We start from the raw sequence: 20,437 nt of genomic DNA, 5'->3' as shown, positions 1-20,437 counted from the left end.
GAATTTCATATAATTATCTGATGCCATTCATGACACTTAAAACCAGTAATACATACTACCCTATTAACAAGACAATAGCAAACAGGCACAAACAATTTACATAAAATACATACTGGCAGGCAATTACAGCACAACACAAGCTGGTCTCGTCCGATAAAAAACAACGCTCCTTTTTGCAGGAATATCTCTTCTTTCAATGAAAAAACTACAACACCATCCTAACGCATCACTTGTCAAACAAAAATACACTGACCCACCTATACATCTAATAAAGTATGGATGACTAACTAATACACAGCGCCAATTTATCAAATCATCCGGCACTATTTCCTCTCTCACCAACCAAACCCAACCCGTCCAGGCACATAATAAATAACAATTGATGCTCCTTCACCCAACCATATTCACATTATATTCAGACCGCAATTTAACAGCTTCTGTGATTTAACAAAACACGTACACGTTATCTCATGAAAACAGGCATTCTCACCAGCAATCATATGGCAGTGACCACTACGACGCCACTGCAAAAAAAACCGACTGCACTATTATACACAGCAATGCCCTCACATATACTGCAATTGTATGGAGTATCAAAAGCAGTTTACATTGCAGTCATATCGCAGATATTTTCAAGCTACCGGCAGGTCATGATACTTATCTGAAAAAAACCTTTACTATGGCCCATCACACAACAATTCGCCCCTTCTCATTTCGTAAAATGGATAGTAGCTATATGCTATTATTGATGGAATATTTTTGCAGCGACCGATTTTTATTTTCCAGCCAGACCATCTGCCTCCAGGTTTTTCTTCTTTCATGCACATCAAGTTTTCTAGCTGCACCAACAGCCTCATCATACTTCCTTTCATCCTTTGAACAAAAAAAGGCTGCATACAGCAACCTTTATATCCAACCTGTCATTTTCTATTGTTTACTTAGGAGACCATTCCTGATTATATTCCCTCCTCTTCGATAGGGAAATAGTACCCAGGTCAATCGTAACAGTTCCTTCCCTTTTATCTTCTCCCATATCAAAGGTTAAAGCTAATCCCGCCAGCAACAAGGGATTTACATCCCTATCCAGATCTATATACAGTGTATCATGTTGATACCAGTGAAAGATCTTTTTATTAATACCGGCGATTTGTATATCATTTTTAAAGATAGATTTCAAATGCCTCCGGTGTACATAATAATCATATATATCTTTCCCATCAGTCATTTGCCAGTGTTGTTGCCGGTAGTGCACACAGGTTAAATCAAAGGTGTGTTGCTCCTGCAACAACACCAATCTATATGGCCTGTTTCGTTTCCATTTCCACCATTTATAATCCGTTTCCTTTGCCGTCAGCAAGGGATTCCCTTGTAAATCCGTCAGCAGTAACTGTCTTCCCTGATTCCACTTCCGATACCACTCTCCCACAAAAAGCAGGTCTTCCTGATTATCTTGATAGATTTTATAATTACTACCGCGCTGATAAATAAATAATCTCATAGGTACATATCTCCACACAAAAGTATAACATTCCTGATTTCATGAATAGATGATCCGCTGATATAACGACAGGTAATTAACCGTAAGTGTATTGATTATGACAGCATATCCCAATAAAATAAGCCGGTGGGTAACACCGGCTTATTTGTATAATAGGTCTACACCAACTTCCCATATGTCGGCTGCTTCATCTACATATATAGTAGCAGGGACTCCCGGGTTATTTTGGGTAATTATGGTAACTCCACTTTAACAACATCTTTACCATTCCAGGCAGTACTGAGAATGAGTTGTCGTTTATTTGTGACCGTTATATGATATTGTTTTTTCCGCCGTTCTACCCGGATATCCATATCAGCGCCGAAAGCCCTGACATGTCTCAACCCCATATGGTTCCAGACTGCGGGCAGGCGCGGGCACATACGAAAAGCCCGCAAACCGGCAGGTACAATACCAAAGAGCCCTTCTGTCATGATACGGCAATACAACGCGCTTTCTGCTGAAAGATGCCGCTGGTTACCCTCTGGCCAGGCTTCCACCGCATATGGCACATGCTCACCCAGTAACCGTTGCCGGGTATAATAGGCCAGGTACGTGAGAGCCGTATCGGTAGCGCCGGCAAAGAAAAGTCCTTTGAAGGCATACAAGGTAGACCTGTCCCAGAAAGTGTGGTCGCCGGCCGCCGTGAGGATACCATCCTTACTCCATAGATGCGGTGATAGTAATGCCTGTATCGTTGCTGCTTTACGTTGCAACAACCCCATGGTAAGGGGCAAACAGATCCAGGAACGAAGCACGGTATTTCCTTCATAATACCGGTAAGTATCATACCCCTGTACAACATGCCCGAAATACTGTTCTATGGCTGCTGCCAGTTCCTGTGCACGGGTGCGGTATATAGCAGCGGTATCCGGTTGCCCCAGAGAGGTAGCCAATGCCGCAGCGCTTTCATACGCACCGTATGCCAAAGTATTGGTAGACAGGTTTGCTTTACCTGCCGGAAACCTTCCTTCCAGTTCATCCGCATCAGAGGTAATGATACCATTGGCCATTTTCTTTCGCTCCAGGTATTGCAAACACCACTGCACAAGCGGATACACCTGGCGGGCAGTATTGACGTCGCCGCTGGCCAGTGCAAAACGGGAGGCGCCATAGGCAATCATTGCCTGGTCGCCCCTGTCACCGGCGCCATTCCAGTATCCATCGCCCTCCGCAATCACAGAACTGGGAATAGGCCGGTAATCCGGATTCATATACTTAGCAAACAACCGGAAACTATTGGCAGCAGATTCGTTCCCATTGAGATTCCCTAAAAAAGGGAAAAACGGATTCGCATACTCCGCCTGGTCATTTGCCCAGATAGCCGCATAATAAGCCCCGCCACCAGGGCCATGCATGAGCCCTGCTTTGGTATCATAAATACTTTCTACCGCCCGTATTTTGGCAAAGGCAAAGCCACGATTAATGGTATCATTCGGCGTTTCCAGTACCAGGTCCTGCATCAGACCATCTACAAATGCATTTCTCCTCGCCCATTCATAGGACGAAGCATAATAGTAGGGTGGCACCCGAGCTTTTCCGGCGGTATATATAATGGCCCATTTCAGGCTTCCTCCCGGCGGTATATGGTATTCCCCATGTATACTCCCCGCAACCGTAATATTATAGGCGCCCGCTACGCCTTTAGCCGGATCGGTATGTATACTGGTAGTAAGACTATCAATTTTGACCTTACAGGTCTGTGTGGAACTATTAACGAATTCCCGCTCCCGGATATAAGCAGCCTTGTCAATCGTTGGGAACAGGATATCCGTTACCGTGAGTGGGGTATTCGTACGGGAATGAACCCGGATATATCCTTTCAGGTAAAAATCCTGCGGTATTTCCTGCATCTGTACCCCATTTACCGTAACAAGCGGCGTTTCACTGCCATCAAACTTTGCAGTGAGGCTTGCATGGGTATTGTTGGGAATCGTGCGCAACAGCGGAAATACCAGCTGCTGCTTTAATACCAGGTTACCCTTTTCCCCCGTTCCATAGGTGACAATGGCTGATATTTGTTTGCCGCTCATCTCGATCTGGTCGGTATGTATATCTCCTTCTTTAACGACCCAGCTGATACCTCCATCCTTAGCGAGTGTCCATCGAGGTACCTGCGCCATGACGCCCCTACAGATACATAACAGTATCAGCAAACAGATTCCTTTTCTTTTCATAATAGTGACCATTCAATTATTCAATAATAGCAGCAAATCCACCACCGGGAGCCAGGTGTACCCGCAGGCTGTCGCGGTTGGTAAGCATCTGTACTTCTTTTTTATAATCCGTAGCATTCCTGTCGGCATTGATGCCATCTTTGAAGATGGTAATGCGATGTGTCCCTGACGGCAGGAAGGATAAATCGGTGACGATATCACGGGCCGTCCAATTGGTGAGCGCCCCCAGATAATAGCGGGTTCCTTTTTTACGCGCCATCACCAGGTATTCTCCAATTTCCCCCTGTAGTGGAATGGTTTGGTCCCAGATAACCGGTATCTGTGTAATAAACGCCGTACATTCCGTTTCTTTCTCATAGGCTACCGGATTATCACACAGCATTTGTAAAGGGGCATCATACAACACATACATCGCCAGCTGCTGACAGCGGGTGCCCTGGCCAAAAGGCTTGTCATATATTATTTTAAAATCGCGTTGCTGTGCATTACGCATCGCACCGGGTGTATAGTCCATCGGACCGGCAAACATCCGTATATACGGTAACGTTACTGCCATCTGCGGGCTGGCATTCTTATCGGACCATTTATTATGTTCCATTCCCTGCACGCCTTCAAAGTTGAGCACATTAGGCCAGGTACGGTTGATACCGGCAGGTTTGTGTGCGCCATGAAAATCCACCAACAGCTGATGTTCCGCTGCTGCCGCTGCACAACGCCAGTAGAAATTTACTACAGCCTGATCATCGCGGTCCATAAAATCCACCTTGATGCCTTTCGCGCCCCAGTCCCGGAACAGTTTCATCGCCGGCATCAGCTGCTCATCGAGCGTACGCCATACGCACCACAGGATCACGCCAACGTTTCGTTGCTTCCCATAATCAATAATCGCTTTTACGTCTACCTCCGGTGATATTTTTGTGAGATCGCCCAGTTCATACCAGCCTTCGTCCATGATGATATAGGGGATGTGATTTTTAGCAGCAAAATCAATGTAATACTTATAGGTAGCCGTGTTAACGCCTGCCCGGAAATCCACTCCGGTAATATCCCAGTTATTCCACCAATCCCAGGCCACCTGCCCCGGTTTGATCCAGTCTGTATTGGCCAGCTTATTGGGAGCGCCCAGCTTATAAACAATTTCATTGTTCAGCAATTGTATGTCCGTTTGGGCGAGTGCGAGAATACGCCAGGGGAAAGTACGGCTCCCGGCAGTACGTGCGATGAATGGTTCACTTTCGATCGGAAAAAAACGCCGGTCCCAATCTTTTGTGCCCCGTTTGTTGACACGCTCTGTTTTAACTACCGGCGGATAAATTGCTTTCATCGTCCCGTCGCCGTTACCCGTAAAATACAGGCCGGGGTAGTCATACAGGTCAGACTCTGTAATCAATACTTTTCCGGCCTGTGGTGTAGTTATCAATAAAGGCAGCTGGGTGACGCGGGTAGCTGTCAGGCTATCCACTCCCAGCTGTTCGTAGGTATGCTCATAATGGTTCATCCACTTTTTCACCCATTGAAAATAGGCCTGGCTACCCGCCGGAGGATGTACATCAGCCGTTTCGTGTATCACCGTGATGCTGTCGGGAAAATCTGTTTCAAAGCGGTAGGCCACGCCATCATTATATGCCCGCATGACGAACCGGTATTGGCCACTGAAAAACAGTTTCAACTCATTATACTGATCGTCGATCACACTGTTCTTAACAGGTACCGCAGGTTTGATCTGCTGCTGTACACTTTTTGTTGCCGCCCGGACGACCTTTCCTGCAATACCAGGCTGTTTGCCTCCCGCGAGTGCCAGGTGTGCATCCATTCGCGTAATACAGATTTCCTTGTTATTGCTTACGGAGAAATGTAAACTATCCTTTACAAAGATGGCCACGGTGACTTTTCCATCAGGAGAAGAGAGCCGATAATCCTGTGCCTGCAATCCTGCCGCAAAACCCAGGCAGATAGTCAGACAATACACAAAGTATGGTTTCATATAGTCATGCTTATTTTGAAAAAAAGGGGACAATGGATGAGCTGTTTTACGCGCCTGTTCAATACAATCAGCACAGGTGAGCTGATGATACAACAGGCACGGCTATGGTTCAACGATATCGCGGGCCGTGCGAAATTAGGAGATTACGCTATTAGGCCTGTACCCGTTTTTATCCAGTAATACGCATATTTTAACGTAATTGTCCGGACCATCGGCAACGATTCAAATGCTGTTATAAACATAGCGAAAGCCGTAGTGGCCTACTATTCCCCTTTATGTTGATGGGAAACAGCAGTAGCATGATGAAACAGGTTTTGCGGCAACTTTGCGCGAATAAAATGGGGGTGTTAACGATAAGCGATACGCTGGCAGGCTAGTACTGGCATATTATTCCGGGGTTATGTGGAAATTATGCGGGATTCCCTGCGAAAATACGGATGTGGGAAAGAGAAAGTCCCGGGGGTATTTACTTTATCGGGTAAGTAATTACAACAGATCATTTGTTAAAAGATCTCCTGTAATTACTTACATCAAAGCTTTATTATATGGTTTCATAACCGGATTAAAAAGTACCGGTTAACGAATTGCCTATTCCTGATCTAAGGTCATCACGTCTCTGTCAAAGAGATACAGACCGCTTTTATCTTCACCGATCATCTCCAGCTTGTCATTACATTCCCTTGCCAGTCTTTCTTCTTCCATTTGTTCCATTACATACCATTGCAGGAAATTATGGGTAGCATAATCCTTTTCAGATAACGCTATTTCTACCAGGTTATTGATGCTTTCGCTCACTCTGATTTCATGTTTGAGCAGCTGTTCGAAGGCGCTTTTCAGTGAAACAAAGGTCATTACCGGCTGTTCCAGGGCTGGTATCATGGCAAATCCACCTCTTTCATTCACATAATGGATCAACTTCAACATATGCATACGCTCTTCATCACTATGACGGAAAAAGAATTTTGTTACCCCTTTCAAACCAGGCTGAATCTCAGACCAGCTACCCATTGCCAGGTAAGCCTGTGAGGATTGTGCTTCCATCAGTATTTGCTCATTGAGCGCATCTTTCATTTTCTGTGATAACATACTTTCTTATTTAAACGATTGACAAGACAATTGAGTAATGATAAGGAAAATACTAATTATTACACATTTTTTGGCCGAAAATTTTATTTAACAAAGACTAATAGCCGTTTTCCATGGAAAAAACCGCCTGTAAACAAGCGGGGGCCCTTATCTGGCAATAAGGATGCACGGCCCCCCAATCAAGGCTTCACATTGGATACCGGTGGCTAAAAGCGGAAAAAACGGGGGCGGTTTCCGGTGCCAATAATAGCAGCCTCCGGTACTTATCAGGAGCCGCCATCAAAAACAGGGTATATTCCCAGGTAACATCGGGCTGCTTTTTCCGATCATTCTCCTCTGCTAATGATGAAACAGCCTTGTTAAAATTTGCAAACAAACAGGTAATTTCCATCAGCTACTATTCTGATAAAAGTCGAATATTTGTGTCTGTCAAATGAACATGTCCACTTTTAAAAACCTGCCCGGCAGGAAGCGTTTATCGCGCCGGAAACCGCTATGAACAGACCAACAGCATACCCTTATATAGATGCAAACAATGATTAACCACCTGTCACACCATGATGGGATCTTCCTCCATAACACGGATGATCTCTGCTGATTATTGTATACACGCACCTCTTTGTTAAAAGTCCACGTTTTATTTCACGTCCATTATAAAAACAATTATCCATGAAGAAAAAAATGTCAAAAAAATTAAGTCTGAACAAAATTAAAATTGCTGTACTGCAGCATACTGAAACCATCAACGGCGGGAAAGGCCCACTGACACTGCAACCCAGCATATGCCAGTGCGATAGCTATACTCCCTGCATTTCACAGAATGCGGGTATTTGTTAGTGTAAAACACAAGGGCATTAATAGCACCAGCTATTAAGTGTTTTATAAAAGGCTACTTTACTGTTTTCATTTGCGGTATTCATCCGGGCTATACTGTTAATGAATTTCCAGGGAAGTGTCTTCCTTTCTAACGATGTATTTATGAGCAAATTATTACAGCAGGTTTTAAAAGGAAGCCTGCTGTAATAGTTACCAACAGATCATCTCCATATGGTAAAGCTGTATTTAAAAACAGGCTCCTTCATTCCCTCCCTTTATTTGTTCCGGCAAACATTCAATTAATACCCGTACATTCGTAAGGTAGCGCCTCACTATTTCCATTGCTTCGAAAATGTATTGACACCCCTACTCCCGAAATAGTGCCGGCGTTCTCCGGGCCCCTGACCAAGCATCTAAAATACCCGATCCGCATCCTTGTTTTCAATAAAGCAATACGTTTATGGAAAATAGTCGTCCGTCACTCTTTAAACTGGATTACAATTCTCCGGAATTTCTGAAATCCCCTTTTCGTTATTATCGCATTATGCAGGCCAGGTATCCCCTTTACTTTCATGCGCCTACAAATGCCTACCTGCTCACCCGTTATGAAGATGTGGCACTGGCACTGAAAGACCCCCTCTTTTCAACGGCCTGCAATGATGATCTTTTTGGCCACATGTTCCGTAAAACACTGATACAACTGGAAGGACAGGAGCATATTGTATTCCGCAATATGATCAGCACTCCGCTACGGGGGAAAGACCTGATGCAGCATACCATCCCTGTCATTATCAAACAGGTACAGGCATTGATGGAGGGATTGCTGGGCAGGAAACAGTTCAATTTTGTCAGCGATTTTGCGGCCCGGTTGCCGATTGCTGTCATGACAGCCATCCTGGGTGTAGATCCCAAAGATTTGTCCTTCATTCAACAGTGTTATAAAACCATTGTCCGGAATCTCGGCAACTTCGCCGGAAATCCGGCTATTAAAGCGGAAGGCTCCCGTATGGTGATCGCATTATGCAACTATATGTATCCGCTGATAAGACAATACCGGCTACAACCTGGTCCGGGGCTGATTTCCCTGCTTAGTTCAGCTGAAATACACGGCATAAAAATGACAGACCAGGATATTATTGATGCTATTGGCAGCTTGATATCTGCCGGCATCGAAACGGTGGACAGAACGTTGAGAAGTTTATTCAGAAACCTGATTGCACACCCGGATCAATTGGCGTTGGTACGCCACAACAGACACCTGGTTAGCCATGCGATCGCCGAAACATTGCGTTTAAACGCACCGGCACAAATTATGTTAAGACAACCAATAGAAGATTATTATATAGCTGGTGGTATGATTCCCGCACATGCCAGGGTATTATGTATCATTGGTGCCGCCAACAGAGACAGCAGAAAATTCAGTCACCCTGATACTTTTGATATTAACAGACCAGACCTGGATGTGAACAAAGCATTTATTGGCAGTGCCAATCATGTTGCTTTTGGTACCGGCCGGCATTTTTGTGTTGGCGCCATGTTGGCTAAGGCCGAAATCTCCATCGCTGCCAACATCCTGTTGGATCATTTCTCCGATCTTCGGTTTTTAGATAATAAAATACCCGCAGAAACCGGCTTTTCTACACGTACCGTACTTAGAATGAATCTGGAAACGACCGAACCACCTACTACCCTGCTTCCCTACACATTTGATCCGGCATTACTGGAACCATAATCCTCCTCCATCCGGCAGCAAACATAGCGTGCAGATCATGTCTCTATCCGGACTATTTCTCCATGTGCTTCATGGCCCACCCTTGTATTTCCATCAGCACCGGCTTTAAGGTTAAGCCTTTTTCGGTTAAAGTATATTCCACCGTTGGCGGCACTGTGGCAAAAGCCTCCCGATGAATAATTTTCCTGCTCTCCAGTTGTTTCAGTTCTTTCACCAGCATTCTTGTATTAATGCCCACCACACTTCTTTCCAGCTCTTTAAACCGCATCTTTCCTCCCATCAGGGTATTAATGATGGACATCGTCCACTTTCCGGATATGAGATCCATCGCCTCCTGAAAGGGACAAATCATTTTTTTCATTTTTTCCATCTCCTGTAATGCCATATTTACCTTATTACTTTACTGGATGTTACTATCTACCAAAATGGTAACTACTTGTAAATGTAGGGTAACATGACGAAGTTTGCAATTAGCAACAACACACCTGTTATGTCATTACAAGCCATTGAACAGTACATTACGGAACAGCTGCCCAACGTCACCCGAATGGATAGTTTTGGATATATTTTCTTCTTCTATGGGGCTGATCAGGTACTACCTTTCGTCACCATTGCCACCGCCGACAATGAGTATGATCATCAATCAAACCTGAACCGGGAGGGGGTATTCCGGGTCAATATCGGGCTATCAAAAAACACTTTTCATCAGCTGTTCACAGACCTGACCACCGTATGGGATTATACGACGCTCAACAGCTTTATGCCGCATCCGGATTATGCGGCTCAGCACTTTATCTGTATCCTGAATCCTGATGAAAATAAGTTACCGGCAACAATCCGGTATATAGCGGAAGCCCACGGCGTGGCAAAGGAGCGGTTTGACAGAAAACAGGCGGCTAAAAGGAAGCAGGCGGAATAGTGGCGTTTAATAAGAGAGAAAAATAAACATGCAGCCAACAGTCCGCAGACTTCCTGCTATTTCTTTTACAAACGTGTTTTTATGTCCTGCCTCATAATACGCAGAGGGCGCCGTATTATGAGGCAGGACATAAAAACAAACAATAATAACAATAGCTTGAATCCGTCGCCCCTTGTTAATGGTTATCATAGTCGTCAGTCCCCACCCCATCTCCCCTATTTTTCACCACCTCCTCGTCATTGACAAAGACTTAACATTACTTTAATAATATTTCTCTTTCTTTGCTTTTTTAAATAATGCCACATAGGATCCTACATATCGCCTTACCTGAGGCCAACAACCTTCCTGCACATGAGTTGTTTACACACTTATTTCGCACCTATGGCGCTAAAATCTTCTTTTATTTCAAAAAATATGTAAAAAGCGATGTTGTAGCCGAAGACCTGTTACAGGAGGTATTTGCTAACTTATGGACAAAACAGGACAGCCTTTCAACAGAAAAAAACATCGAAGCCTATTTGTTTGTAAGTGCCCGGAATCAACTATACAACCATCTTAAACAGGCGGTGCTGGCTACTCCGGTAACCGCTTCCCTGGAAGATGATCTATCCGCCTCCTATAATCATGTAGAAGAATCCATGCACCTCAATGAGATGAAAACCTGTTATTATGAAGCACTGGCAACATTACCCGCACAACGTCGCAAGGCTTTCATACTGAGCAGAGAGCAAGGAATGTCTTACCAGGAAATTGCAGCACAGATGAACATTTCTCCCCGTACTGTAGAAAAACATATTTCAGCATCTTTACAATTATTAAGGCATAAATTAACTACGCCCTGCATTGTCAGTTTTTTGTTCATAATTTGGTAACATTGCCGGATACGGGTAGGGATACAAAATTTTGTACTTGTTAGTATAAAGTTTTGTCAACGTGAATATTCAACAGGCACAAGCCCTTACACAAAAAGTACTGGCCGGCGAGGCCAGCCCGGAAGAGAAAGCCATGTTGCAACAATACATGACTGACCATGCGCATTCGCCTGGCTTAGCTGATGACCTGTTGCCTTTAAGTATACTGGAGCATACACCTGGTTACACCCTGCCTGCCGGCATGGAAGAACGTATATTACGGCCTGTCATAGGGGTTACTCCTACCCAAGCAACCAACAAAAAGTCGCCCACCCTGCTATACTACCTCAAACGTGCCTGTGTAGCGGCCATACTCCTGGGTATCTGCCTGCTCATGTACCAGCGCTTTTCTCCCGCTCCTTCCCCACATCTGGCTGTAACGCTACAAATGGATAGCGTGTCAACCGCCAAGGGGACTTCCAAAGTAGTCCTGCTGCCGGATGGTACCCGTATCCGGCTAAACGGCGGAACCACCTTACGCTATCCTGCTGTATTCAGTGAAAATAAACGGGAAGTTTACCTGAATGGGGAAGCATTTTTTGAAGTGAATAAAGACCTGGATCATCCCTTCATCATTCATGCGGCTACCTTCACCACTACCGTACTGGGCACCTCTTTTAATATCCGATCCGCGGGTAAACAGGACCTGGCAGAAGTAGCAGTAGCTACGGGTAAAGTACAGGTAGCAATTACAGGTCAACCATCGCAGGATGCCATCACGTTGCTGACACCAGGCGAAAAGGCTACTTATCATAGCGGGCATTCAACCGGGTGGAAGAAAAGTCAAACGCCCATTGCATCGATCGGCGCATGGAGAAACCGCGAATTCATCTATGACCAGACCCCACTGTCAATTATCCTGAGCGACCTGGAAAACGCCTACGGGTTAAACTTCCAGGTAAAAAACAACCGTGTGCTTTCCTGTACCTACAGTGTAAAGTTCAAACAGATGACTGCCAAACAGATCATGGCAACACTGGCACTCATGAGTGAGGTCCGGTTCCTGACAAAAGATAGTCTGATAGAAGTATCGGGTAACAGCTGCAATTAAATAAAAACCGCCCTGTTGAGACCAGGGCGGGAAAGTCCACAATACACATCATGAACATTTAAATCAATTTCAAAAGTATGCATTTTATCAGAGAATTTTTCTCACTAAAACAGTTACTGCAACTACAGCGGGGCACTTCAAAGTGGTTTCCGGGAAGTATAACCGTTTGCGTGGCAACTGTCACCTTTTGTTGCTGGCTGCTTACCAGTATTCCCTGCCTGGCGCAAAATACAAAAGCACTGATCAGCCTCTCTGCCAGGAATAAAATGTTGCGGGAAGTATTCAGGGAAATAGAACAAAAAACCGGATACTCCATTAACTACCAGGATAATGTACTGAATGCCGAAAAAAGAGTTACGATCGACGTATCCCAAAAACCATGGACCGTTGTGCTGGAGCAATTGCTGAATGGCACCAATGCCACCTTTAAGCAACAAGGCAACATGATCCTGCTGCTTAAAAAGGCAGATACACCTCCGGCGAAGCCAGCAACGGGACGTATCACCGGTAAAATCATGGACGATGAAACCGGTGAACCTTTACCACTGGTAACCATACGTATCGGCAGCACCGGCGCTACCAGTAACTTTGATGGCTCTTTCAATATTACCTTACCCAATGGTAAATACAGTGCTGAAATTTCCTCTATTGGATATGGTACCAAGGTGATAACGGATATCGACGTGAATGGCGACCTGGCTTTTGTATTAAATGCCACCCTTAAAAGATCGAAAAGAACCTTGAATAGCGTAGTGGTTACTTCCTCCGCCAGGAAAGAAACCGCTAACGCACTCTATGCACGGCAGAAAAACGAAGCCGGCATCATCAATGGTATCAGCCGTGAGCAGATATCCGCCTTACCTGATAAAAATATAGGAGAAACGTTGAAACGCATATCCGGGGTGAGTACCAACGATAACCGCCGGGTAGTTGTAAGAGGCATTGCGGAACGCTACAACCTGGCTATGATGGACGGCGCCGTTCTCCCCAGTACGGATGTACAGGTGCGTGATTTCGAGTTCGACATCATCCCCAGCAACCTGATAGATAATGTTATTGTATCTAAGACAGCTACCCCGGATATGAGTTTTGGTTTCGGTGGCGGATTGATACAAATCAATACCTTCGCCATCCCCAACCAGAACTTTACCACCATCGGCATTGGCAGTAAATATACAAATGGCAGTACCGGAAAGGACTTCCTGGGATATGGCCGCGGTAAAACAGATTTCCTTGGGCTGGATGACGGCAGCAGAGATCATTTCCCTAAAGATCTTTTAATCTTTACCCAGCAAAACTATAATCCCACCAAGCCTTATGACGTTCCTTCTACGGGTGTTACTCCAATAAGACCAGACATGATTGCCGCACAAAATAAAAAAATCGGCGGTTTGGAGCGGATAGGCACAAGGATTTATAAAGCACAACCCGGCCAAAACTACCAGGTTAGCTTAGGACGTGTCTTGCGCCTCAAAAACAGCCAGTTGGGTTTTGTAAGCTCCCTGAGCTTCCGTAACGAACAATCGATCGATGATATTTCCCACACGGAGCGTGGTGACTGGGAAAAGGCAGGCAATCGTCGCTATAATGTGGAAACCGGGGAGGAATTGCAACCAACTTACGCCAATCAATACAATTACAACACCACCTGGGCAGCATTACTCAACCTGGGCTGGAGTTCAAAGCACCATAAAATTACCTCCCGCAATTTTTATTCCCGGGTGTTCAATAACCAGTTTACTCGTACCGTTGGCTATGGCGAAGCACTTGGTTATGAGGAAGGCCCGGCCATCAGTGAATTTGATCGCCCTAAATTTCTCCAGCTCCTGCAAAACCGCATCAATGGAGAACATACTTTTGGCGCATTCCGTTTCGACTGGAATATTTCGCGCAATAAACTCACCAACCACGAGAAAGATGCTGTGGAAGCCTGGCTGAAACCTACCAGCACGCTCAACGGCATTTCTTATAATATCATGCCCAGCGCCATTACCAACCCGGGAGGAGGCACCTTTAACCGTGCGCAATACAGCTATGAAGAAACCAATAAAGTAGCCGAAGCAGCATTGAGCTATCGTTTCAAACTACTCGGTCAGCAACAAACCGCCAAAGCAGGCTATCAGTATATGGAACGTCATGGCATTTATGACTGGACACTTTTACCCATCGGAGCTGTGCAAACTACCAATACCGTATACCCCTACATTCCTGTGCAGGAATGGGGTAAATACCTGGAATTCAAAAATCCACTGACCGATCTGTTATACTATCCGGCCAGCTTTTCGCAAAGCGGATATGAAGGAAAAAATACCAACCAGGCATTTTACGGTATGATGGATAACCGCTTTGCCAATTGGTTACGTTTCGTCTGGGGCATACGGGCAGAGTCTTACCAATATGAAAGATTGAAAAGCGGCGCCAATGACCTGGCCATCAGTACCCAGATAGAACAAGGGGAAAAAAACAGGTTTGTTGATCCCGAAACCGGGAAAATAGTTACACCTTTTGCCGATCCGGCCACTGAAGAAAAGAAATGGCGCTATCTGCCCTCTGCCAATCTTACCGTGACTCCCTTTAGCAATTTCAATATCCGGGCTGCCTATGCACAATCAGTAGTAAGACCAGCCCTGATTGAAAATTCCCGCATGGTTCGCTTTGACCCTGCTATTGGGGCGATCCGCCGGAATGAAGGCGTACTCTCTACCCTGATTACCCACTACGACTTCCGCCTCGAGTGGTACCCTAACCCCGGTGAGGTTATCTCTGTAGGTTACTTCCATAAGTATTTCGATAAACCGGTGGAGTTATACCGCACACAGCTGGATGCCAGCATGAGAGTATATGTAGTCACCCAAAACTCAGACTGGGCCAAGGTCAATGGCTTGGAATTCGACCTGCGCAAAAGCCTGGGCTTTATCAATCCCGGATGGAAATTCCTGGATAACATCTTCCTGAATGGAAACCTGACCCTGCAGACCTCTGATGTACAGGCCAGTCAATATATTGGCGCCAGCATGGGCACCGATAAATATGGGAAAAACTATGAGTACCGCACCAAGGTATTGCTGCAGGAAAAAAGACCCTTATTCGGACAGATACCTGTATTATACAACATAGGATTGCAATATGCTGGCAACCGTTTCGGCACCAATGTGGCGTTTAACCATATGGGTTACAAAACCTTTATCACCGGCTTAACACCGGATATCGTAGAATATGAGCGGGCCCGTAACCAATTGGATGCGCAGCTGAGTTATGATTTTCTAAAAGATAAAAAGTTAAAGGTAAAGCTCAACTTCAGTAACCTGTTAAACAGTCCTTACCGGTTCTATATCAACAGCAGCGATACCTATCAGCTACTCGACAAATGGAAAGGCATGACGATGGCGGATATATATGCTACCGGCGCCACCGAATGGAAAGACATCTTTGAATGGAAACCAGGTTTTTCGCAGAAATATGATGAAGGTGAGTACGAGACTTCCCCGGATGGGAAAAGCAAAACAAAAGTTGGAGACAAGGAAACCTTTATTCGCAAAGTCGGTACCTCTTTTAGTCTCTCCCTTTCCTATACCTTCTAAATTTACCTGATCATCAAAAAAACTAAAATGAAACGCAATAATTTCTACCTCCTATTAACAGGCGCCCTGCTGCTTACAATAGCAGCCTGCAACAAAGGTCAGGATAACTTTTTCTCCAAGGAAGATATTATTCCTGTTTCCGTGAAAGGATATAATGCCAGTGATGAACCGCTGGAAGTAAAACTGGATACCTGTTCATTCAAATATCCCTTTGCTTCCAATAGCATCATGGACCAATTAAATGCCTATACCTTCCGGGAAAATCAAGCGCAGATGAAGCTGATGATAAAGGAACAAAACTCAGGTAAAGTAGTATTGGAAAGAGATATACAAAGGAAAGCCGGCGCCATCAGACTCAACTTTCTTTATACAAAAGGTAAAGTAATCGACATACCTGAAAAACAGCCAATACAGGATAAAAAATTAACCATCAGTTATTTTTTCATGCCTACGTTAACTAACTATGCCGATCCCGTGGACATTGTACTAATAAAGTATTATTTCACACCAAAAGTATTTGAAGAAATCGTCAGAATTAAAAATGTAAAACCCTATGAATTCAGTACACCAGTAACCATCCCAACCTTCTCGACTTCCGGGCAAAAATATAATGGACAAAATACTGCCGTATTGTTCAGGGCCTATATTTACAAAGCTGGCACGAATGAATTCTATACAGCCGCCGCTGGATATAACTGGCATCCAACTGCTTCTACTGCCCCTACACCGGTGGCATCAGTCGCTTCTTCTGCTATATATATCTTCAGTGAAGACGAATCAGATCCTAATATCACCTTTACCAAAATACTGGAGCAATAATCAATAAAAAACAACTCATGAAATTAGCAATATATTTAATCATCCCTGCCATCATTGCCCTGCTCATTGCCGGCTGCAACAAGGATGACCTCCGTGTAGAAAAATCAATTCATATCGTAATCAACGGATACAACGGCAGCACCAACGAGCTGGAGGTAGCCATAGATACTACCCGGTACGGAAAAAGTTCATCCCGGGAAAAATCAACGATTCCCCCGGCGGCCGTATCTCCTTTTAATACAGTATATACTTATTATTCAGGACAAAATCCAGGTTCAGTCACCATTACAGATCCTGTTACGCAAAAAGAGCTCTTTAATAAACCGCTTCCGGCCAGTGGAACAAAGGCTTTTTATAATTTTATTTATTTAGATGGGAAAGAACTGGAGATAAAAGTGCCGGCAGCGGATGCCGCTACCAACAAACTGGTTTTTTACATCTATGATGCCACCAACGAAACACCTTTCGATGTTTTCCTCTACAGAATCGATAATAATACCGGACAGGAATTCAGACAAAACCTGGCTAAAAATGTAAAAGCTAATACCTGGTTTTATACAGACTATATTCCATCCGCAGATTTCAACAGCAAAAATATGCTGAGTAGCAGCTACATTTGCTTTACGAAAGCAGGTACGATTGATCAATGGGCATTTCAGGACAGTGAAAGTATGAGCAAACTTTCTGCTTTTGGGATGGCCTTGCCCATCGGAGGCGAGAAAGGTATCGTACAAGCGTATTTTATTGTGCCCGGTAGGTCTCAGTTAGAAAAATCCAGCTTATTTTTCCATCCGGACAGACCCTGGTAAGTATATATGGCTGGTTATCCCGGTGAATGAACCAATTAAAAAGGGGTCGCATACATGTATGTATGCGACCCCTTTTTAATGACGTATACTCAGGCATGAGTTTTCTTGAGCTTCACCTCCACTTTTTCACCGGCTTTATTCACCGTTACCACCTTTTTCACCACGGCGCCCGCGCCGGTACTGTAGTTCCGGTTAACCGTGTTCGTAGAAGTACCCTGGAACATTCCGTTAATATAGTGGTCGGTATAACCTACCACTTCTGCCTGACTGTAGGAATGGTCGTATCCGAACTCCGTATACAAGAGGTAATCACCAGGCATCAGGTTCACAAATTCGAAATGTCCCTGCTCATCGTATACCCGTGTAGTTTTGATACACTGGGCAGCATCATCTGATAAGGCAATACCTTCTCTTCCTTTTTTTCGTTGCGCTTCATTTACCTTGATCCATTCTTTGAAATAATCGTTGTAAGGAATAAGGATTACCTGGGTGCCACGGGGCGCCACCTGCTTAGCCTGCAGGTTCACTACCTGCATTTTGGCCCAGATAGTACCGTTATCAGTGAAATCGCGGGCAAACACCTGACCGGAGATAATGGCATTACCACCTTTCACCATTTTCATCGTTGCTTCTTTATCGAAAGGCGCCTTAATAGAGTTGAAATCTGTTTCTGTATCTACCATCCGGATCTGCTGTCCATTGCTCCACATATCTACCTGCCAGAGCCGGCGGGTTTTCTTATCGATGTAGGAAACAGACCTTTCTTCCGTGGAAGGTTCTACTACGGTCACTTCCCACACATCATGCTTTCCGGTGTATTTACTCACCCAGGTGTTGTTCTTCACTTCTTCTACGATCGCCTTTTTCAGGTTGGTCTTATTCTCCGGCTTGTATTCATACACGGGTAAATCAGTGTTGTAGCCGGAAGTCAGCGGCAGCAGCGACAGCAGAAACGGATAGGTATAACTATCCAGGAAATACTGGTTGCCCGCTTCCTTGATCTGGGTTTTCTTACCCGTTTTCTTATCTACGTGATAACCGGTAACGTGGTCTCCAAAGTGCAGCACCATATCTTTCAGGCTGCTGTGGGAGGCACGGTAAACGGGTTTGAAGTTGTTCAGATTAGAGATGGAAGTATCCATCCATGCTTCCATGCCGGTAAGCGCTGTGATAGTGGTTAAGGCCAGTTTATCGTTGGCAGTATTGATACCGATAGTAAAGGTGCCGATGGCCGATTCGTCGCCATTATTTACTACGTAACAGGCGAGGGTATATTTACCGCTCTTCAGTAATTTGCTATCGAATTTTTCCTGCGCCCGGGCCTTGCCACCCATAGCAGTCAGAGAAAGTGAAGCAAAAGAGAGTAAGATTAATCTACGAAATTGAGACAGCATAGTGTTATTATGGTTGTTTAACTAACAATACAAAAATAGGTAATTCAACAGAATCCGTACACGCCGGATCAGGGGGGATAAACCTACCTGTTTTCGGGTAGATACAACCATGAAGAGCGGGAACGGAAAACCGATGTCCGCTTTATTCATAACCGGATTCAATCTGTCATCAACAAAAAAAGGTTGCCTTAATGCTAAGGCAACCTTCTGTATTAATCACTGATTCTATTAATTAAAAGAGTAGGTAAAGAAAATACCTGCAGGGAAATTAGTATAGTTTTTATAGTTAGCGCTTACCTTAACCCCTTCGTTAAAGTTAAAGGCACTGATATTATTCACCAGATAATTCCAGCCATAACCTTTAATGGTGTTCAGGTAAACTTCACCGGTAAGTGGGTGCACAGCTATATTGTTATATACAATATTGGCATTTTCCACTTTGGTTTTTGCATCCACCATAAACTCCGTTGATCCCAGGCTGAAAATATGACGGTATATTTTAGTGCCTGCACCGCTAAAATAAAGGGTATCTCCTTTTGCCGTAATGCCAGGCGTAGCACCAAAACCAGCGCTTACACTACCAGCGGTGATTTCGTTGGCCTTTATTAAAGAATAATCCCTGAAATTGATCTTGGAAATTTTAGCAGGCGCACCGGTAGTAGATACCCAGATATTGCCATCATTAGCTTTGAGGACACCACTTACCGATGCTTTCATATCCAAAGCATACGTCAGGGTGTCTTTATCCGCCTCCACGACATATACTTTTGAACCAGCCGCCGCAAATAACTTATTATTTGAAACAGCCAACGTCAGCTTGGCAGCAGACCGGGATCCTTTAATAAAGGTCAGCGCTCTGGTAAGCGGATTGAATCGGTATAAACCATTGTTATCGCGGATGATGATGTTTTCTTCATTGAGTACCGCCACATGACTGGGCCAGCTAAGGGTCGCCAGCTCATCATTGTAGGCAGCTTCTTTTTTAAGTGTTTCTGCATTGGCGACGATCAGCATACCATCATTATCAAACGTATTGCCCACGGCATTCTTTTTACCATTTTGAGAAATGATGTAAAGCTTGTTACGGTGGATATATAAATCCTGTGCGACGTTGCCCAGCTGTGTACCATTCGCTTTAAAGTAGGCGCTATCGGTCACCACGCCACCAGCGCTGATAAAGGTCAGTGTCCCGTTCTCCGTTGTCATGTTGCCTTCATTCAACACAAACGTACCGTATTTGTATTTGCCATGTACCGCGATACTTGTCTGAGCAGATACTTGTTTATCCTTTCCGGAGGCGATTACCTTTACCGTATGCTCCCCTAAATCATCGGATACAAATTTAAAGATGGTATCCTGTACTCCAGCATCCTTCCCATCTACAGACCACGCAAAAGTACTGCCTTGTACGGCCTTCACTTTAAAAATCAAGGTATCTTCCTGTGCTACCGTATTCTGCGACAATACATTTACAATAGCTACGGCAGGTACTTCAACAGGCAGTAGCTCCGTGTTATCTTTTTTGGAACAGGAAACTGTTACAACGGCGATCAACGCCCCCAATGCTAAAACGCTTTTTTTCATAATGCTTGACTACTAATTGATGTTCTCTTATCTGTAT

15 protein-coding genes are annotated in these 20,437 nt (G+C 44.6%); 8 read left to right on the top strand and 7 right to left on the bottom strand.

Annotated features, from left to right (window positions below; genetic code table 11):
- Nucleotides 1–934: 934 nt before the first annotated feature.
- The 4 genes from OL444_RS13665 to OL444_RS13650 all read right to left on the bottom strand — a co-directional run bounded on the left by OL444_RS13665 (nucleotide 935) and on the right by OL444_RS13650 (nucleotide 6,784).
- Complete coding sequence (locus OL444_RS13665; protein ID WP_264732631.1) at nucleotides 935–1,498, bottom strand: LURP-one-related family protein; 564 nt, start codon at nucleotides 1,496–1,498, stop codon at nucleotides 935–937.
- A 233-nt stretch (nucleotides 1,499–1,731) separates the two neighbouring features.
- Nucleotides 1,732–3,714 (bottom strand): glucosidase family protein, encoded by a 1,983-nt coding sequence (locus OL444_RS13660; protein WP_264732633.1) that lies wholly within the window; start codon nucleotides 3,712–3,714, stop codon nucleotides 1,732–1,734.
- A gap of 16 nt (nucleotides 3,715–3,730) precedes the next feature.
- Nucleotides 3,731–5,698 carry a glycoside hydrolase family 97 protein gene (locus tag OL444_RS13655; protein WP_264732635.1) on the bottom strand — a complete coding sequence of 656 codons (1,968 nt, stop codon included), beginning with the start codon at nucleotides 5,696–5,698 and terminating at the stop codon, nucleotides 3,731–3,733.
- 588 nt (nucleotides 5,699–6,286) lie between these two features.
- Nucleotides 6,287–6,784 (bottom strand): ferritin, encoded by a 498-nt coding sequence (locus OL444_RS13650; protein WP_264732637.1) that lies wholly within the window; start codon nucleotides 6,782–6,784, stop codon nucleotides 6,287–6,289.
- Nucleotides 6,785–7,453: 669 nt separating this feature from the next.
- On the opposite strand from OL444_RS13650, the gene OL444_RS31935 reads away from it, so the two are divergent.
- Both OL444_RS31935 and OL444_RS13645 read left to right on the top strand, forming a co-directional pair.
- A complete protein-coding gene (locus tag OL444_RS31935) occupies nucleotides 7,454–7,621 on the top strand; it encodes a class I lanthipeptide (RefSeq protein ID WP_371878160.1) in 168 nt (55 codons plus the stop codon).
- A 439-nt stretch (nucleotides 7,622–8,060) separates the two neighbouring features.
- A complete protein-coding gene (locus OL444_RS13645) occupies nucleotides 8,061–9,332 on the top strand; it encodes a cytochrome P450 (RefSeq protein ID WP_264732639.1) in 1,272 nt (423 codons plus the stop codon).
- 52 nt (nucleotides 9,333–9,384) lie between these two features.
- Here OL444_RS13645 and OL444_RS13640 read toward each other — a convergent pair whose 3' ends face one another.
- A complete protein-coding gene (locus OL444_RS13640) occupies nucleotides 9,385–9,717 on the bottom strand; it encodes a winged helix-turn-helix transcriptional regulator (RefSeq protein ID WP_264732640.1) in 333 nt (110 codons plus the stop codon).
- A gap of 69 nt (nucleotides 9,718–9,786) precedes the next feature.
- Between OL444_RS13640 and OL444_RS13635 the strand changes: the two genes are divergently transcribed.
- The 6 genes from OL444_RS13635 to OL444_RS13610 all read left to right on the top strand — a co-directional run bounded on the left by OL444_RS13635 (nucleotide 9,787) and on the right by OL444_RS13610 (nucleotide 17,422).
- Nucleotides 9,787–10,251 (top strand): DUF6194 family protein, encoded by a 465-nt coding sequence (locus OL444_RS13635; RefSeq protein ID WP_264732641.1) that lies wholly within the window; start codon nucleotides 9,787–9,789, stop codon nucleotides 10,249–10,251.
- 296 nt (nucleotides 10,252–10,547) lie between these two features.
- The gene (locus tag OL444_RS13630) at nucleotides 10,548–11,123 is read left to right on the top strand and encodes an RNA polymerase sigma-70 factor (protein WP_264732642.1); all 576 of its coding nucleotides are present in this window, start codon (nucleotides 10,548–10,550) and stop codon (nucleotides 11,121–11,123) included.
- A 61-nt stretch (nucleotides 11,124–11,184) separates the two neighbouring features.
- On the top strand, nucleotides 11,185–12,213 hold the full coding sequence (locus tag OL444_RS13625; protein ID WP_264732643.1) for a FecR family protein: 1,029 nt from the start codon (nucleotides 11,185–11,187) through the stop codon (nucleotides 12,211–12,213).
- Nucleotides 12,214–12,290: 77 nt separating this feature from the next.
- Nucleotides 12,291–15,794 carry a TonB-dependent receptor gene (locus tag OL444_RS13620; RefSeq protein WP_264732644.1) on the top strand — a complete coding sequence of 1,168 codons (3,504 nt, stop codon included), beginning with the start codon at nucleotides 12,291–12,293 and terminating at the stop codon, nucleotides 15,792–15,794.
- Nucleotides 15,795–15,821: 27 nt separating this feature from the next.
- Nucleotides 15,822–16,613: a hypothetical protein gene (locus OL444_RS13615; protein WP_264732645.1), complete on the top strand. Its 792-nt coding sequence runs from the start codon at nucleotides 15,822–15,824 to the stop codon at nucleotides 16,611–16,613.
- Between the two features lie 17 nt (nucleotides 16,614–16,630).
- On the top strand, nucleotides 16,631–17,422 hold the full coding sequence (locus OL444_RS13610; RefSeq protein WP_264732646.1) for a hypothetical protein: 792 nt from the start codon (nucleotides 16,631–16,633) through the stop codon (nucleotides 17,420–17,422).
- An 89-nt stretch (nucleotides 17,423–17,511) separates the two neighbouring features.
- On the opposite strand, the gene OL444_RS13605 is transcribed toward OL444_RS13610, so the two are convergent.
- Both OL444_RS13605 and OL444_RS13600 read right to left on the bottom strand, forming a co-directional pair.
- Nucleotides 17,512–18,816 (bottom strand): DUF3108 domain-containing protein, encoded by a 1,305-nt coding sequence (locus tag OL444_RS13605; protein WP_264732647.1) that lies wholly within the window; start codon nucleotides 18,814–18,816, stop codon nucleotides 17,512–17,514.
- Between the two features lie 228 nt (nucleotides 18,817–19,044).
- Nucleotides 19,045–20,400, bottom strand: a complete 1,356-nt coding sequence (locus tag OL444_RS13600) for a DUF5074 domain-containing protein (protein ID WP_264732648.1) — start codon at nucleotides 20,398–20,400, stop codon at nucleotides 19,045–19,047.
- Between the last annotated feature and the right edge of the window lie 37 nt (nucleotides 20,401–20,437).

This window comes from Chitinophaga nivalis, from assembly GCF_025989125.1.
GTDB lineage: Bacteria > Bacteroidota > Bacteroidia > Chitinophagales > Chitinophagaceae > Chitinophaga > Chitinophaga nivalis.
Note: the sequence above shows the minus strand (reverse complement) of the source record. Positions and strands in the feature narration are given on the sequence as shown.